The following is a 15,282-nucleotide window of genomic DNA, read 5'->3' as shown; positions in this document are numbered from 1 at the left end:
ATAGCAACGGGTTGCGGCGCCATCACATCCGCCTGTGAGCCCACGACACGAGTCGTGGGAGAGAATTGGGAGCTCGGAGCACTCCCACGACTGGCGTCGTGGGCTCCCGGACACTCGCAGGGCAGAGTTTTTAGCTGTGCATCCGTGGCGGATCCTCGCTAGCAGCGAGGATCTCCGCCTCTAGGATTGCTAGCTCGTCCAGCCGCTGCATTACCTCTTCGGCGGGGGCGAAGTGCTTCGCCAAGCGGGTGTAGGTCGTGTGGTGGCGGGCCTCGGATTCGAACAGGCTGCGGTAGAACTCGGCCAGCTCTTGGTCTTCGACATGCTCTGCCAGCTTGCTAAACCGCTCGCAAGACCGGGCCTCGATCAGTCCCGCCACGAGCAGACGGTCAACGGCCCGCTCCGGCTCCTGCTTACGGACTAAGTCGTTGAGCTTGCGACCGTAAGTGCTGGGCGTCAGCCGACGCAACCGTACGCCGCGGCGCTCGAGCAGCTCGACCACCATGTGGAAGTGCTCCAGTTCCTCGTTGACGATCTCGGTCATCTCACGGCACAACTCGAGGTCCTCGACGTAGGCGAACATCAAGTTCAGCGCCGTCCCGGCGGCCTTCTTCTCGCAGTGGGCATGGTCGATAAGGACGGCGGTGAGGTCCTGATCGACCTGCTCGAACCAGCGGGCGTCGGTCTCGCTCTTCAGATGCAGCATGGGAGTTCTCGGGGGCGTGGCTCCGAATTGCAGCCCACAGGCTTAACTGCTTCAAGGGGGAACCGCCAAGACGCCAAGAGCGCCAAGGCTCGCCAAGAAGTTTTCTAGACGGGATCGACAGGACTAACAGGATTGAATACGGACCTTTCTTATCCTGTGAATCCTGTTGATCCTGTCTAGTTTTTCTTCCTGGCGAGCCTTGGCGCTCTTGGCGTCTTGGCGGTTCCTCACTTCTCCAGTTCGCGGTTCGCCTGCTCGGCGACGCGGCGCAGCACGAGTTTGGGCAGCCAGCGTTTGAGCCAGTAGTAGCGGGTTGCGCGGCGGCCGATCGGGACGACGAGTTTGCGGCGACGGTAGGCCACCAGGGCGGCGTCGGCGACGGCGTCCGCGGTTAGCTCGGAGGCGCCGACGTGGCGACGGACCATCTCTCTGAAACGATCGTCGGCGTAAGCGGCGTGGGTGAAGAGGCCCGTTGGAGTGACGCCTGGCAGGACGGCCGTTGCCGTCAGGCCCACGGGCGCCCACTCGCCGCTGAGTGTCTCGGTGAGGGCGATGACGCCCGCCTTGGCGGCGTTGTAGGCGGCGAAGCCCGGTGGCGCGACCGTGGCGAAGATCGAGGCAATGTTCAGCATGCCCCGCGGCAGTGGCACGTCGCCCCCCGCGGTTTGCGAAGCGGCGAGCAGCGGCGCCATCGCCTGCGCGCCGAGCACGACGCCGGTGAGGTTGACGCTCACCAGCCGCTCGACATCGACAGGCTTGCAGTCGGCGAGCCGGCCGGCGACTAACACGCCCGCGGCTTGCACCAAGAGGGCGACGCTCGCGCCGTCGTGCTGAAGCGTGGAGGCGAAACCCGCCCACATGTCGGCGTCGGACGTGTCGGCTACGACGAGCTCGTGCTCAATGCTTTCAGAGGGAAGCAGCGACGCCTGGACGTGACGCAAACCCTCATGGTCGAGGTCCCAGAGCACCAATCGGTAGCCGAGCGCAGCCAGCCGTAGGGCGATCGCCCGACCGATCCCGCTGGCGGCGCCGGTGACGATGGCGACGGGGGCGTTCGCGCGGTTGGGTGAGGTTAGGTCCACCGGTTGAGTTTACCGGGGAGACTCGATGCTGTGGGAGGCCCGGATAGCGGTCGAACCGGGGGCTAAGGCCCCGCGGCTGATAATAAGGCGCCACCAAGATCAGCCGGCACGCGTTAGCGTCCGGTTCTTGCCGCTTCAGAGATTCGAAGCCAGCGCACCGGGGTACTTCGTCTCGAACTTGCGCCGGCAGCCGCCGCAGCGGTGGAGGTGCTCGGTCATCTTGGTGGCTTCCTCAGCCTTGATCGGCGGGGCGCCGGCGTCTTTTTGCGTGAGCTGCTGATAGTAGGCCGGCATCAGCACGTTGCAGGCTCGGCAATTGATCCGTGTCGCAGCGGCTGGCGTCTCGGTCGGCTGAAGCGTCAGCACGAAGATCGCCACGGCCGCCACCGAAGCGGCGGCGACGCTCGCCAGACGGGTCGCTACTCGGGTCGTCGCCTGGCGTGAGCGGTTCGCCCGCAGGCTGTGGCCTAGACCCGTGAGCGTTCCCGGCGCGCACGCCCCCCAGTCGTCAATCGACTCATCGGCGGGGCGGAAGGGGGTACTCATGGTCGTCTGCGGGGGGAAGGATAGCAGGTTGTCCCGCTCGTCGCGCCTGCATTGTGGGACGAACTTTCCTGCTGCCTTTAATATTGGTCAATAGGAGCCTGGGGGTCCGTGATCCACTTCACTGTGGGGTCGCGGTCTCTTGGGGAGTGGCCGGCCGATTCGATTCCAGAGGCCCGTCCGCTGCCTTTTCTAGCATCGACAAGTCGGCGAGAACAATTTTCCGCCGGCCAATGCTGACCAAGCCTTCGCTCTGGAGTTCGCCCAGCACAACCGTAACGGTTTCGCGGGTGCTGCCGATCACGCTGGCCATGTCCTGGTGCGACAACTTGATGCCTAGCCGCACGCCCGGCGGGTCGTCTGACGATTGTCCGTACTGTTCCGCGAGCTCTAGCAGCAGGCTCACCAGCCGCTGACGGTTGGAGCGGAAGAGGAGCGACTTGAGCCGCCGCTCGATCCGGCGGCGGCGGAGGCCGATCAACTTCGTGATGCCAAGAGCCAGCGTCGGGTCGGCTTCCATCAGCCGCCGCAGGACTTCGGCTGGCATGAGCACGACGGTCGATTTCTCGGCCGCTTCGGCGAATTCCTCACGGGGGCCGCCGTCGAGAGCCTCCAGCTCGCCAAACAGCTCGCCTGGCTCGATGAAGGCGAGGATGGTCTGCTTGCCGTCGCTGGTGAGGGCGCCGATCTTTACCCGGCCTTCGGCCAGGACCATCGCGGCGTCGGCGGCGTCGGCGGGCAGGTAGATCGGCTCGCCACGGCGGAAGGTCCGTGACCGGCAGAGCGGCTCAAGCCGTGCGATCTCTTCCGGCCCGAGTCGGCGGAAGAGGTCGCACTGCTTTAGGTACCAGAGCTCTTCGGTCATACGCGAAATTAATCGTATGGATTCAGAACCGCCAGGAAGCAAGCGCCGCTTCGGCTTGATTGGCAGGACCGTCGGGCGTTCAACCCCGAGCCGCTCCGTAGGTTCCGTCTGTTCCGTTCCTCAGCTGGGCCTATCGACGACAGCCGCTCAGGGAGTGCCTCAAGGCTTGCCTCCGCCGGTCGCCCAATAGCCGCCTCTGGCATGGTCGTACCGGGCTTCGGCCCCCCGTACAGAGTCGTCGAAGCGACCCTCCGCGTAAACCGTCCTCCCCAGGATCATGGTGCGCACCGGCCTGCCGACAAGTTCGACGCCGTCCCAGGGGCTCCAGCCACTTTTTGTGATTTGTTCGGCGTTGCGAACGGTGTGGCGGGCCTCTAGGTCCACCAGCACGAGGTCCGCGTCGTAGCCGACCTCGATTCGGCCCTTGCCCACCAGGTCCCAGGTCCGGGCTGGGGCGTCGCACATCCAGTGGATGACCTGCTGGAGCGTACAGCGGCCGTGGTGGGCCTCGTTGAGCATCAAAGCCAGGGAGTTTTCGACCGCAGGCAGGCCCGAGGGGGACTGCGGGTAGGGCTTCCGCTTCTCCTCCAGGGTGTGTGGGGCGTGGTCGGTGGCGATCACCTGGAGCGTCCCGGCCGCCAGGGCGTCCCACAGTCGGGCGGCGTCGGCGGCCGTTTTCAGCGAGGGGTTCATCTGCACCAGCGTTCCCAAGCGGGCATAGTCATCCACCGTGAACAGCAGGTGGTGTGGGCAAGCCTCGCCGGTGATCAGCCCGTGGCCGCGGCCGATCGCCGCGCGGATCAGGTCGGTTTCGTCCCCCGTCGAAACGTGCAAGACGTGGAATCGGTGGTTATGCCGCTCGGCGAGGTCGATGGCTCGGGCCGTGGCGATGCGGGCGGCGGCGTGGTCACGGATGCGAGAGTGGTCCGCTACGTCGGCCGTACCGGCGATGCGGGCGGCGTTTGCGCGGACTGTGGTCTCGTCTTCGCAGTGGGCCGTGAGCGGCAGCGTCGTCTCTGCGAAGATCTGCTCGAGGGCATCCTGCCCGTCCACCAGCAGGTCGCCCGTGCTGGAGCCGATGAAGACCTTGATGCCCGGCGTCCGCTCCGCGGCCTTCAGCTCTTCAACGTTGGTGGGCGTCGCCCCGATGTAGAAGCCGTAGTTGACGAGGCACTTGCTAGCCGCGAGAGCGAGCTTCTCGTGCAGCCGCTCGACGGTGGTCGTTGTCGGCAAGGTGTTGGGCATTTCGAGGAAGGTAGTAACACCCCCTTTAGCGCACGCGCGGCTGGCGGTGGCGAGGTCCTCTTTGTGCGTCAGGCCCGGTTCGCGGAAGTGGACCTGATCGTCAACGACGCCCGGCAAGAGGTGCAGCCCGGCGGCGTCGATTGTTTCATCGACCGCTAAGCCGGCGCCCGGGGCGATGTCGGCGATCTTGCTCCCTTCGATGACCACATCCACCCGTTCGAGGCCGGTGGGGAGCATCGTGGCGGCGTTTCGGATGAGGATTCGCATCGGTTGCTTGGCGGCGACACAGGGATGGGGCAGGGCGTTGCGGTCGGGCCTCTGATTGTGACCGGCCTTGTGGCTTTCCGGCAACACGCCTCGGCGGTTGTCGGCAAGGGGCGGGTTCGCCGCTGGTAATTGATGGCCGCATCGATTGCGTGACCTAGGCTTTTCACGGCCCGGGCTTTCCGGGCTGAACCTCCTCACCGACACGGCTTCACGCCACCCACCTCCTCCCGCTGTGCGTTGCCCGCGCCACGAAGGCCGGCGACGCCCCCTCCTCGCGTCACCGCCATGGCCCGCCGAGCCCCCCGCCGCCAAGTCACGAAGACACGCTCGCCCGAGACGCTCGAATCACGTGTCGTGATGTCGGCCGACCCGTTGTTGAGCTTGCATGGCTCGCTGTCGATGCTCGACGACGTCCCGGCGATGACCACGCACAGCGCGCCCGCGCTCGACTATTCCTTGGTGCAAGGGGCGCTCGTCGAGACGGCGCCGGCGCACGACCCGGACGCCGACTTCTGGGCCGGCGACGGGCTGTTCAACGAAACGCAGGACGACCTTGGCCAACGCATCGAGCAGACGCTCCACGAAGCGAATCAGCAGACCGGCCAAGACGACGTCCTCGCCAAGTATGGCTTCACCGGCGTCGGGCAGACCGTCGCGGTGATCGATACCGGCATCGCCTACAGCCATAATGCGTTGGGGGGCGGCGTCGGCGCGAACTACAAGGTTGTCGGGGGTTGGGACTTCACCGAAAACGACGCCAACTTCTACGACGACCAGGGCCCCAAATCGGCCCACGGTACGCACGTTGCTGGCATTATCGGCGCTCAGGGAGCCGGCAACCATTCGGGCGTTTCGACGGGAGTCGACTTGGTGGGCCTGCGCGTCTTCGACGACGCCGGTAATGGATACTTCCACTGGGTCGAGCAGGCTCTCCAATGGACCTATGACAACCGCAACAGCTACGCCAACCCGATCACGGCGGTCAACCTCTCACTGGGAACCGAATGGAACTCGATGAGCAACCCCGCCTGGGCAATGCTCGAGAACGAGTTCGCCCAGCTGGAGTCGGTAGGGATTTTTATCTCCGTATCGGCCGGCAATAGTTTCACGAACTACAACACCAAGGGCCTCAGCTACCCAGCGGCCAGCGATCACGTCGTCCCCGTAATGGCGACCGACGGCAACGGACAGCTCAGCTACTTCAGCCAGCGCGCTGAGAACGCCATCGCCGCGCCGGGCCGATACATCACCAGCACCGTCCCCGACTACGCCGCCAACGACGCCGACACAATCGACGACGATTGGCTGAGTATGTCGGGCACCAGCATGGCGGCGCCGTACGTCGCCGGCGCGAGCGTGTTGATCCGCCAGGCGATGGAGTTCGTCGGCCAGACCGGAATCGACCAGTGGGACATTTACAACCACATGATGGCGACGGCCGACACGTTCTACGATTCGGCCACCTCAACCAACTTCAAACGGCTCAACCTCTTCGCGGCGATCGACGCCCTGATGCCCGCCGACGACTTCACCTCGTCGCAGGTAAACGCCTACAACCTGGGAACGATCAACGACTCGGGCGCGACGCCCCTAGCGAACCTGAGCGGCGTCATCAGCACGCTTGACGACGCCGACACGTTCAAGTTCGTCGCCGGCGCCTCTGGGACCGTGACGATCAGCGCGACGCAGTCGCACGAGTTGGCCGCTCAATGGAATGTGTGGGGTGCGAACAGCTGGACGGTCAATCAAGCGGGCGAGTGCGTCATCGATGTCGTCGCCGGGCAGACGTACACGTTCTCCCTCGCAACCTCCGACGGCCTCGGCTACTACGACCTCTCCGTTGATCTCGAAGCGAGTTTCGCGGCGGTCGAGTGGGGCTCGATCGGCCCACAAGAAACCCGCACCGGTCTCTCCGTCAACGGCGAGACCTGGTACCAAGTCACTGCCGGCCGCACGGGCTACTTCACCGCCGAGACAATCGCCCAGAGCGGCGCGGCGACGGTCGCGATCTACGACGCCCAGATGGGCGCCCTCGCCGCCGACGGAACGAGGGCCGACGTGCAAGTCACTGCGGGGGAAACGCTCTACCTCCGACTGACTGGGAACTCGGCGGACTACAACCTGCGGATGACGAACGCGTTGACAGTAAGCGGCGGCGTAGCGACGTTGGTGGGGACGGGGGGGGATGACTCCCTGTCGTTTAGCGCTGGCGGCGGTTCGCACTCGGTAAGTTTGAATAGTGTTACCTACACAATAGCCAGTTCTCATGCCGGCGCCTTTCAGCTGGACGGAGGTGTGGGTGGGTATGACCGCGTGGATCTCAACGGCGGCGTGGGTGACGATGCCGCAACACTAAATAGCGCCGGGGGCTCGATCTCAGGCGCCGGTTATTCCGCAAGTTCGTCAAACATTGACTACACCGTCGTTACAGGTGGAGGCGGTAACGACCAAGCGGTGCTGTACGATTCGGCGGGAGACGACCAGCTAGTAGCGGACCCGACGAAGGTGGAGTTGCGGGGGGTCGGTTACCGAAATCGCGCGGAGGGATTCTCACGGGTGCTTTCATACGCCACGCTCGGCGGCTACGACACGGCGGTGTTCCACGATTCGGCCGGCAACGACCTGTACCGAGCTTGGGATAATCGGGCGTTGATGGTTGGGGCGGGATTCTACAACTACGCCTTGGGCTACGACCGGATTGACGCGTATGCGAGCACTGGCGCGGACCGGGCTGAGCTCTTTGGCGGGGCCGGAGATGACGCTTTCCTGGCATGGAGCACCCATGCCGTGATGCAGAGCAGCCTGTCGTATAGTTATGCCCGTGGCTTCGACGAGACGATTGGCTACGCGACAGGCGGTAACGACCAAGCGGTGCTGTACGATTCGGCGGGAGACGACCAGCTAGTAGCAGACCCGACGAAGGTGGAGTTGCGGGGGTTCGGTTACCGAAATCGCGCGGAGGGATTCTCACGGGTGCTTTCGTACGCCACGCTCGGCGGCTACGACACGGCGGTGTTCCACGATTCGGCCGGCAACGACCTGTACCGAGCTTGGGATAATCGGGCGTTGATGGTTGGGGCGGGATTCTACAACTACGCCTTGGGCTACGACCGGATTGACGCGTATGCGAGCACTGGCGCGGACCGGGCTGAGCTCTTTGGCGGGGCCGGAGATGACGCTTTCCTGGCATGGAGCACCCATGCCGTGATGCAGAGCAGCCTGTCGTATAGTTATGCCCGTGGCTTCGACGAGACGATTGGCTACGCGACAGGCGGTAACGACCAAGCGGTGCTGTACGATTCGGCGGGAGACGACCAGCTAGTAGCAGACCCGACGAAGGTGGAGTTGCGGGGGTTCGGTTACCGAAATCGCGCGGAGGGATTCTCACGGGTGCTTTCGTACGCCACGCTCGGCGGCTACGACACGGCGGTGTTCCACGATTCGGCCGGCAACGACCTGTACCGAGCTTGGGATAACCGGGCGTTGATGGTTGGGGCGGGATTCTACAACTACGCCTTGGGCTACGATCGAACTCAGGCATACAGCACTTCAGGGAGCGACCGGGCCGATCTCTACGGAGGCGCCGGTGACGATGTCTTCTCGGCTCTCGGAGCCGACGCAACACTCTTGCGGGACGATTACTATCACGCGGCCTCTGGCTTTAACGCCGTCACTGCTCACCTCGATGGCGGTGGAGATGACACCGTGAATGTGGGCGTGACGGACTTTGCTTTTGCAACGTTAGGCGGCGGGTCTTAAGCGAACGGTTCGTAGACAAGCGTCGTCTTGGCCGACATTCCTCATACCGGAAGCAGATCGCAGCTCCGCGGTTGCTAGGGCATAGCATCGATGCGTAATTCCCACGACCAGATAGATCGGAACGGCTGTTTGTAGTTGGATGAAGTAGAGTTGAAAGTGCGATCCGATCAAGGCGGCTATCAAAAACGACATCGATCCAACACCGACGACCATATAGTTATGGGAGAGAGCGCGCGCGCGTCGCGATGTGAGTCGACGGCACTGACATATCGCCTTCCAGAAAAGCATGCAAACGGCTACTAGGTAGACGACGCCTCCACGCAGTCCCAGGTCTACGTATTGGTTGTGAGCGCCGAATAACCGCTTGACGTCCACCTCTTCTCCACCAGCCCGCTCCTCCCAGCTAGGGATAAACATATCGCCGAACATAGGTCTCGCGGCGATCCGCTCGCAGCCTTCTATGAATAGCTCAAGCCGCTTCCGATCAGATTTGTTGTCTACCGAGTGGACGTCGGTCCTGGCGCCGAAAGTGCTTCCCATCTTCAGGACTGCTACCGGCAACACGACAGCAAAAACCACTAACGCGACAACGGCCCGTTGCATGCCGCGGCCACGGTCACAGGTTGCCGCATAGAGCAACTGAATCGCGCCGCACAACGCGAACCCAAGCATCCCCGCTCGCGACCAACAGAGCGGCAAAAACAATGCATGGGCGGCCAGCCATAGTTTCGCATAGTTGCTCCCGTCACGGCTGAACAGGTAGTGGGACAGAGCGAAACTAAACGTCGCCAACACGGTCATTGGGTAGTAGCTCTTGAACTGTGGGATCGCATAGGCGATCTCCTTCATGACGCTGATTCGATCGAAGGTTAGCCGCACAAGTCCGTAGTTGTGGACTGTTGAAATGGTGAGCGCAATAATAAAGAAACTCGTGGTGGCGCTTGCGATTCTTATGAACCGCGGAATATCATCACGAGTTCGGATCAGCCGCCACCCATATGCCATTGCGAAGATTGGTAAGAGAGTCTGTACGTAGTAAAGCAGATTCTCTTTGGAGGGTTCGATGTAGATGCCTGCTGTCAACGATGCAGTGAGCCACAATAGACAGAAATTGATATGCCGGCAGATCGACTTCCCTGACCAGCCGCTGAACCAGAAATAGAATCCTGCGGCTGAGATCGCTAGGCTAAAGCTTAAGTTGAGAGAATCCCTGCTCATCGGGATTTGGAGCAAGCTGAGAATCGGTACAGAGAGTGTCGGTAGGCCGACAAATAGCGGCAAATAGGCGAGCGGCAGCAGGAGGCCGCCTGACGCGGGGCGTTGTGCTTGCGGGTGTAAGTGGCCCATTCGGGGGTCCGTCTTCGAAGGTCGTTCAAGCCGCGATGCGAGCATCGCCACTTAGTGAGGCTTGCATAGCCGTACCGATTGATCGACGCCACAACCAGATCAACGCAAAGGCGTGGACGACTGACACCACGGTTCGTAACACGGCCAAGCCAGCGGCGCCTCCGGTCACCGCCCACGGCGCAACAACGACGAATATGGCTGAGCGGGTTAGGCCGATTGTGAGAGTGTTCCGGTAGCCGGCTATGGCTAGCAGTGACCGTTCCACCATGACCTGCAAAGCCACTGCAACGCCTGCTGCGATCAATGCGACCAAGACCTCGGTGCGATCCGCGTAGGCAGGACCATAAGCGCGCATGATCCATGGCGCCAAAGGAGTAGCAATGGCCAGCACCAACACGCCACCAGCGCAGATTGCCAGTACCGCTCGTTTCATGGAATCTCTCCCGTGGGCGATCGCTCCATCGCTAAATTGCTTTGCAAGGTGCGATTGTAAAGCGATTCCCACTGACAACGGCGCAAACCGGAGCAGCGTGCCGATCTGATTGGCGGCGCTGTAGACGCCAACTTCGACCAATCCGTCAGGTTGACGAGCCAGCGCAGCCAACCCCCACCAGTCGGCCGGTCCGGATAGTCCCAATAAGAGTACCGACGGCAGGCCCATCGACCAGATTGCGAAACGACTCCGCCAAGCCCCCTGCTTCCAGTCGAATGCCCATAGTGGAGCACTTCGCTGAACTTCGCGATTGAGCAGGAAGCAAGTCGCTAGAGCACCTATCGACAACCCTACGAGAGCGCCGTGGCTTTGGCCGAGTCTAATGCCAACAGCCACGCAAGTGATGGCTACGATTCCACCGGTCGCTTGTGCGAACGCGAGCGGCCGGAATGCAGAAAGTCCGGCCAAGACTCCCGCCTGATAGAAGGCAATGGCGTTCAGCACTACGAGGAACGCCCCCGTTGCGAAGTGGGAAGCGAATTCGGCTTGCCCTGTCGTGATCCGTGCAATTGGGCCGCTTAAGGTAGCGAGGGCAATCGCTCCCAATAGAGACACGCCAATCGTCGCTGAACCGAGAGCCGCTGATTCGCTTAGGGCTCGCTTTGGATCGCTATGCAGGCGTGCTGCAAGTGCCGTCGTCGCCGCGGCGCCGAACCCGATTCCCACGATTCCGCCGGCCATTAGCACCGTCGAAGTAACAATCGTAACGACGCCGTACGATTCAGGCCCAAGACACACAGCGCATAACAAAAGCGCCGCTACGCCACTCGATCTCGCGAACAAGGTTGCGAGCAACGTCCAAGCGGAGTTCTTCGCAAGGGATGATGAGGTCAAGGTAGCTGAATTGGGTTGTGCCAGCAGTAGTGAGAGATGGCGAGGGAGATTCGCGTTGATACTGCAAAGCTCTCCGCCAACCAATACCAGGCCAAATTAACTCAATCTTTGGCAAGCCAGCTTGTGAGGTCTGGGCGGGGTGTCTAGACTCCCGCGCCCAGACCAATTCCCGGGGAATCATCCGAGCAGTGTCTCGCGATCAATCACTACAAATTGCCGTCAAGTCTATCGGCGATCGTTGCGTTGCTGTTGCGTTGCTAGCGTTGGCGGTTCCGCTATGGCTAGCGATCGTGGTGGCGATACGATTAGACAGCCCAGGCCTCGCCCTGTTCCGACAAGAGCGAGTCGGGCGGAACGGGCGACGATTCACCATCTTTAAGTTTCGTTCGATGGTGCATGACGCCGACGAACTGCTAGACAACCGCGGGCGCGTCCTGGGGAACCGCATTACGCGTGTCGGCCGGTTCCTTAGGAAGACAAGCCTCGACGAGTTGCCGCAGCTGCTGAACATTGTCCGCGGCGAGATGTCGTTTGTCGGTCCCCGGCCCATCCTGCCCGAGCATCTCGGCAGGTATGAAGGGCGAGGCGAACTTCGCTTCAGGCTCAGGCCGGGCATAACGGGTTTGGCTCAGGTCAATGGCAGGAACACGATCCCATGGTCGCGTCGTGTCGCGCTCGACGTTGAGTACGTCGAGCAATTCTCGCTGGCACTTGACCTTCGGATCTGGATGAAGACCTTTGTCGTAGTCTCGAAGGGATCGGGGGTAGTAATGGATCGCAACCCAGAAGTAGTGGACGATCTTGCCGGTGTGAGAGTGGGAGGGACAACGGAGTACAACGGCCGTGTCGAACCACGTATGCAGGGGGCGTTCCGCAAAGATGCCGCCTACGAAGACATCATGACGGCTATGAACGCGTCGCTCGCGGGGAGCCATGACGCCGCTCTCGAAGATATGCCGGAGACGCACGCCACGATTCACGTAATTGGTGCTCCCCGCTCGGGGACAACGCTAATGACTCAGCTACTAGCATCGCAACTCGACGTGGGGTACGTGAATAACCTGGTTGCAGCCTTCTGGCGTGCGCCCGTCTACGGGATTCATTTATCAAAGAAGCTCATGCCAGAGGCGACTCCGATGAGCTTTGCCTCTCGCTACGGCCGGACAGACGGGATCGCGGAGCCACACGAATTCGGCTACTTCTGGTGCCGGTTACTCGGTTACTCAGAGATGCGGCAGCGTTTGCAGGAGGCGGAAGGATCTGTGGATTGGGACTGCTTCCACCGGCAGATCGTCAATATGACGCATGCCTTCGGCAAGCCGATGGTGTTCAAGTCCTTCTTGCTGTCATGGCATTTACGACGTGTGGCGGAAGTTCTGTCGCGTTCATGCTTCGTCTGGGTTCGGCGCGATCCGGTTGAGAACGCACTGTCATTGCTTGAGGCGCGTCGGCAGCAGCTTGGGTCGGTCGATCAGTGGGTTTCGCTGAAGCCGCTGGAATATGAATGGTTGCGCAGCGAATCGCCCGAAGTTCAGGTCGCAGGTCAGGTGTTTTTTCTAGAGAAAGCGATACGAGAGCAGTCTAGAATGCTTGACTCGTCTCGACTAGTCGAGATCAATCACACCGACCTATGCGGCGACGCAGCAGGCGCGGTTGCTAGCGTTGCGGAGCTGCTCAATAAGAACGGCGAGACGACGTCCTTGCGAGGCGTTCCGACACCGTCCCTCAATGCGGCGAAGAAGCTGGGCGATTACGACCCCGCTGAGCGGCGGAAGGTAGAGCGAGCCGTCGAGAGGTTCTTCACCGAGATTCCGCACCAATGCGACAATAACCGAGCCGCATAGAGGCAAGGAATGGATGCACTGCGAGTGTTGAGAGCCGATCGGGTTGACGAGCGCGCCGCATGGATCGACCTATGGTCGCAAAGCCCTGCGCAAGAGGTCTTTACTCATCCCGCCTACCTAGAGATCTTCCGTCAGCGTAGCGATCACGACTGTTGTTGTGCGACGATGTCTTCTGATGCCGGAACCGTCTTGTATCCGTTCTACCTAAGGCACTTGCAGAGCGAGTACGGATTAGGGCTGCCGTGCTCTGAAGCAAAAGACATCGCAACGCCGTACGGCTACGGAGGGCCCTACGCCTGGGGTCAGGCAGACCCGAAAGAGCTCGCGAAGGCCTTCTGGGGCGCCTTTGACAACTGGACAATGCAAGAGAACGTTGTCAGCGAGTTCATTCGATTTAGCCTCTTTGAAGACGAGTTGTTGCCTTATCCGGGGGAGGTTGAATCCCCGTTGATGAATGTTGTAAGGTCGCTAGACCTCACCGAAGAAGAATTGTGGGGCGAAGTTCGTCATAAAGTCCGCAAGAATGTCAAACGTGGACGAAACGCAGGAATCGAAGTCATAATCGATGGCAATGGAAATCGGCTCGGAGATTTCTTGAGCATCTACCACCGCACGATGGACCGCCGCTGTGCAGACGCCTCTTTCTACTATGACACCAATTTTTTTGAGAGCTTTTGCGACGCTCTGGCGGGGCGATACTGCTTCGTCCACGCGATGTCCGGTGATCTTGTGGTCGCCTCGGAGCTAGTGCTCGTTTCCCCACGGAATGTCTACAGCTTTCTTGGCGGCACTGATCCCGCCCACTTCAGCAACCGGCCTAATGATCTGCTCAAGTTTGAGGTCATGCTGTGGGCAAAGTCTGAAGGGAAGCACAATTTTGTTCTGGGAGGCGGCAAAGCAGCCGATGACGGTATCTACAAATATAAAGAATCGTTCGCTCCCAATGGGGTTCGTCCCTTCCGAGTCGGCAAACGTATCCTCAATTCGGTAGATTATGGCCGACTTGCTGCCGCTCGATCGAAATCCGTAGATCTGGCGTACTTCCCTGCCTACCGTGCGGCGTAGGGCGCATTGCCTTGCGATGGATCAGGCGGCAATTGAGTCTTCTACCCCTAGCCGTGTCGCTTGTTTCATCACGGCCTGGATTGCATCGCAAGTCCTTTCGATTTGCGCTTCGGTGAGGGTTGGGTCGACGAGCCAGGCGAGGCTTGTCTCTGCTAGTTGCTTCGCCATAGGCAGGCGATCTACCGGACGAATACTCTCGAAAGCGCGTTCGAGATAGATCTCACCGCAACTGCCGCTGAAACAAGGCACGCCCAGGGCTTCAATGGCTTGGAGAATACGGTCACGTGTCCAGCCATCGGCAAGCCTCTCTGTCCGTACGAAGGCGTAGTATCGGTAGTAAGCCTGCTCCCCCTCAGTGGGAGCCGTGAGTGTTCGCAATCCCGGGCATGCGCGGCAGCACCTATCGATCCGTATGGCGTTAGACTTGCGGGCAGCCAACGCGACGTCGAGCTTCGAGAGTTGCGCCAGTCCTAACGCGGCCTGCATGCCTGTGAGGCGCCAATTTGTGCCAAATGTCGTATGCAACCAGCGGAACCCAGGCTTGTCTGCCGGCGCGGCGATCAATTCAGGGCACTTGCCGTGATCTTTGTAGCTCCACGCTCGATTCCAAATTTTATCACTGTTAGTGACGAGAGCGCCACCTTCTCCGCCGGTCGAGATAATTTTGTCGGTGCAGAAGGAATAGCAGCCCACGTCACCCAAGGAGCCAACCGGGTACCCTCGATATGTCGCGCCAATCGCCTGAGCGCAATCTTCGACAACATGCAGGTTGTGTGCTCGCGCCAGGTCGAGAAGGGGACCCATCTCGCACGGCCTGCCGGCAAGGTGCACGGCAATGACAGCTTTTGTGTGGGGCGTCAGCACCGCTTGAACCGAGTCAGCCGAGATATTCTGCGAATCGAGTTCGACATCCGCCAACACTGGCCTAGCGCCTCGAGCCACGATTGCACTTGCGGTAGCGATAAACGTCCGGCACGGCACGACGACGTCATCGCCAGGGCCTATGCCGAGCGCTAACAGGGCGAGCTCGATGGCAACGGTCCCATTGGCTACCGCGATAGCGTGCTTGGTCTGCATGCGTTCGGCCAACGCGTCCTCGAACTCGCGTCCGTGTGGGCCGGTCCAGTAATTCACGCGGCCGGACCGAAGCACATCGGCCGCAGCGGCGATCTGTTCCTCATCGTATAGGGGCCAACGCGAGAATGGAATGTTTATAGGTTTTGTAGACATCA

Annotated in this window: 11 protein-coding genes; 3 read left to right on the top strand and 8 right to left on the bottom strand. The window is 61.2% G+C overall.

Features of this window, described 5'->3' with window-relative positions; translation table 11 throughout:
* Positions 1-130: 130 nt before the first annotated feature.
* The 5 genes from miaE to Spa11_RS16560 all read right to left on the bottom strand — a co-directional run bounded on the left by miaE (position 131) and on the right by Spa11_RS16560 (position 4,708).
* Positions 131-706, bottom strand: coding sequence for a tRNA-(ms[2]io[6]A)-hydroxylase (gene miaE, locus Spa11_RS16580; RefSeq protein ID WP_145114267.1), 576 nt, complete (start codon positions 704-706; stop codon positions 131-133).
* Between the two features lie 227 nt (positions 707-933).
* Complete coding sequence (locus Spa11_RS16575; RefSeq protein ID WP_145114266.1) at positions 934-1,788, bottom strand: SDR family NAD(P)-dependent oxidoreductase; 855 nt, start codon at positions 1,786-1,788, stop codon at positions 934-936.
* 135 nt (positions 1,789-1,923) lie between these two features.
* On the bottom strand, positions 1,924-2,334 hold the full coding sequence (locus Spa11_RS16570) for a hypothetical protein (RefSeq protein ID WP_145114264.1): 411 nt from the start codon (positions 2,332-2,334) through the stop codon (positions 1,924-1,926).
* Between the two features lie 118 nt (positions 2,335-2,452).
* Positions 2,453-3,196: a Crp/Fnr family transcriptional regulator gene (locus Spa11_RS16565; RefSeq protein WP_145114262.1), complete on the bottom strand. Its 744-nt coding sequence runs from the start codon at positions 3,194-3,196 to the stop codon at positions 2,453-2,455.
* A 159-nt stretch (positions 3,197-3,355) separates the two neighbouring features.
* Positions 3,356-4,708 carry a dihydroorotase gene (locus Spa11_RS16560; protein WP_145114260.1) on the bottom strand — a complete coding sequence of 451 codons (1,353 nt, stop codon included), beginning with the start codon at positions 4,706-4,708 and terminating at the stop codon, positions 3,356-3,358.
* Positions 4,709-4,993: 285 nt separating this feature from the next.
* Here Spa11_RS16560 and Spa11_RS16555 point away from each other — a divergent pair, with 285 nt between their 5' ends.
* Positions 4,994-8,467, top strand: a complete 3,474-nt coding sequence (locus Spa11_RS16555) for a S8 family serine peptidase (RefSeq protein WP_145114258.1) — start codon at positions 4,994-4,996, stop codon at positions 8,465-8,467.
* On the opposite strand, the gene Spa11_RS16550 is transcribed toward Spa11_RS16555, so the two are convergent.
* Positions 8,450-9,814 carry an O-antigen ligase family protein gene (locus tag Spa11_RS16550; RefSeq protein ID WP_145114256.1) on the bottom strand — a complete coding sequence of 455 codons (1,365 nt, stop codon included), beginning with the start codon at positions 9,812-9,814 and terminating at the stop codon, positions 8,450-8,452. The genes Spa11_RS16555 and Spa11_RS16550 overlap by 18 nt on opposite strands.
* A 25-nt stretch (positions 9,815-9,839) precedes the next feature.
* The gene (locus tag Spa11_RS16545) at positions 9,840-11,141 is read right to left on the bottom strand and encodes an oligosaccharide flippase family protein (RefSeq protein WP_197529460.1); all 1,302 of its coding nucleotides are present in this window, start codon (positions 11,139-11,141) and stop codon (positions 9,840-9,842) included.
* A 188-nt stretch (positions 11,142-11,329) separates the two neighbouring features.
* Here Spa11_RS16545 and Spa11_RS16540 point away from each other — a divergent pair, with 188 nt between their 5' ends.
* Both Spa11_RS16540 and Spa11_RS16535 read left to right on the top strand, forming a co-directional pair.
* Positions 11,330-12,985, top strand: coding sequence for a sugar transferase (locus tag Spa11_RS16540; protein ID WP_145114252.1), 1,656 nt, complete (start codon positions 11,330-11,332; stop codon positions 12,983-12,985).
* A gap of 9 nt (positions 12,986-12,994) precedes the next feature.
* Entirely contained in the window at positions 12,995-14,050 is a 1,056-nt protein-coding gene (locus tag Spa11_RS16535) for a GNAT family N-acetyltransferase (protein WP_145114250.1), read from the top strand.
* 21 nt (positions 14,051-14,071) lie between these two features.
* Here the strand turns inward: Spa11_RS16535 and Spa11_RS16530 are convergent, their stop codons facing one another.
* Positions 14,072-15,280, bottom strand: coding sequence for a DegT/DnrJ/EryC1/StrS family aminotransferase (locus tag Spa11_RS16530; RefSeq protein WP_145114248.1), 1,209 nt, complete (start codon positions 15,278-15,280; stop codon positions 14,072-14,074).
* Between the last annotated feature and the right edge of the window lie 2 nt (positions 15,281-15,282).

The organism is Botrimarina mediterranea (genome assembly GCF_007753265.1).
Lineage (GTDB): Bacteria > Planctomycetota > Planctomycetia > Pirellulales > Lacipirellulaceae > Botrimarina > Botrimarina mediterranea.
Note: the sequence above shows the minus strand (reverse complement) of the source record. Positions and strands in the feature narration are given on the sequence as shown.

Excerpts from the sequence above, each read along its gene's own strand:
- miaE (WP_145114267.1), bottom strand. The coding sequence starts at position 706 with ATGCTGCATCTGAAGAGCGAGACCGACGCCCGCTGGTTCGAGCAGGTC.
- Spa11_RS16570 (WP_145114264.1), bottom strand. The coding sequence starts at position 2,334 with ATGAGTACCCCCTTCCGCCCCGCCGATGAGTCGATTGACGACTGGGGG.
- Spa11_RS16565 (WP_145114262.1), bottom strand. The coding sequence starts at position 3,196 with ATGACCGAAGAGCTCTGGTACCTAAAGCAGTGCGACCTCTTCCGCCGA.
- Spa11_RS16560 (WP_145114260.1), bottom strand. The coding sequence starts at position 4,708 with ATGCGAATCCTCATCCGAAACGCCGCCACGATGCTCCCCACCGGCCTC.
- Spa11_RS16555 (WP_145114258.1), top strand. The coding sequence starts at position 4,994 with ATGGCCCGCCGAGCCCCCCGCCGCCAAGTCACGAAGACACGCTCGCCC.
- Spa11_RS16550 (WP_145114256.1), bottom strand. The coding sequence starts at position 9,814 with ATGGGCCACTTACACCCGCAAGCACAACGCCCCGCGTCAGGCGGCCTC.
- Spa11_RS16535 (WP_145114250.1), top strand. The coding sequence starts at position 12,995 with ATGGATGCACTGCGAGTGTTGAGAGCCGATCGGGTTGACGAGCGCGCC.
- Spa11_RS16530 (WP_145114248.1), bottom strand. The coding sequence starts at position 15,280 with ATGTCTACAAAACCTATAAACATTCCATTCTCGCGTTGGCCCCTATAC.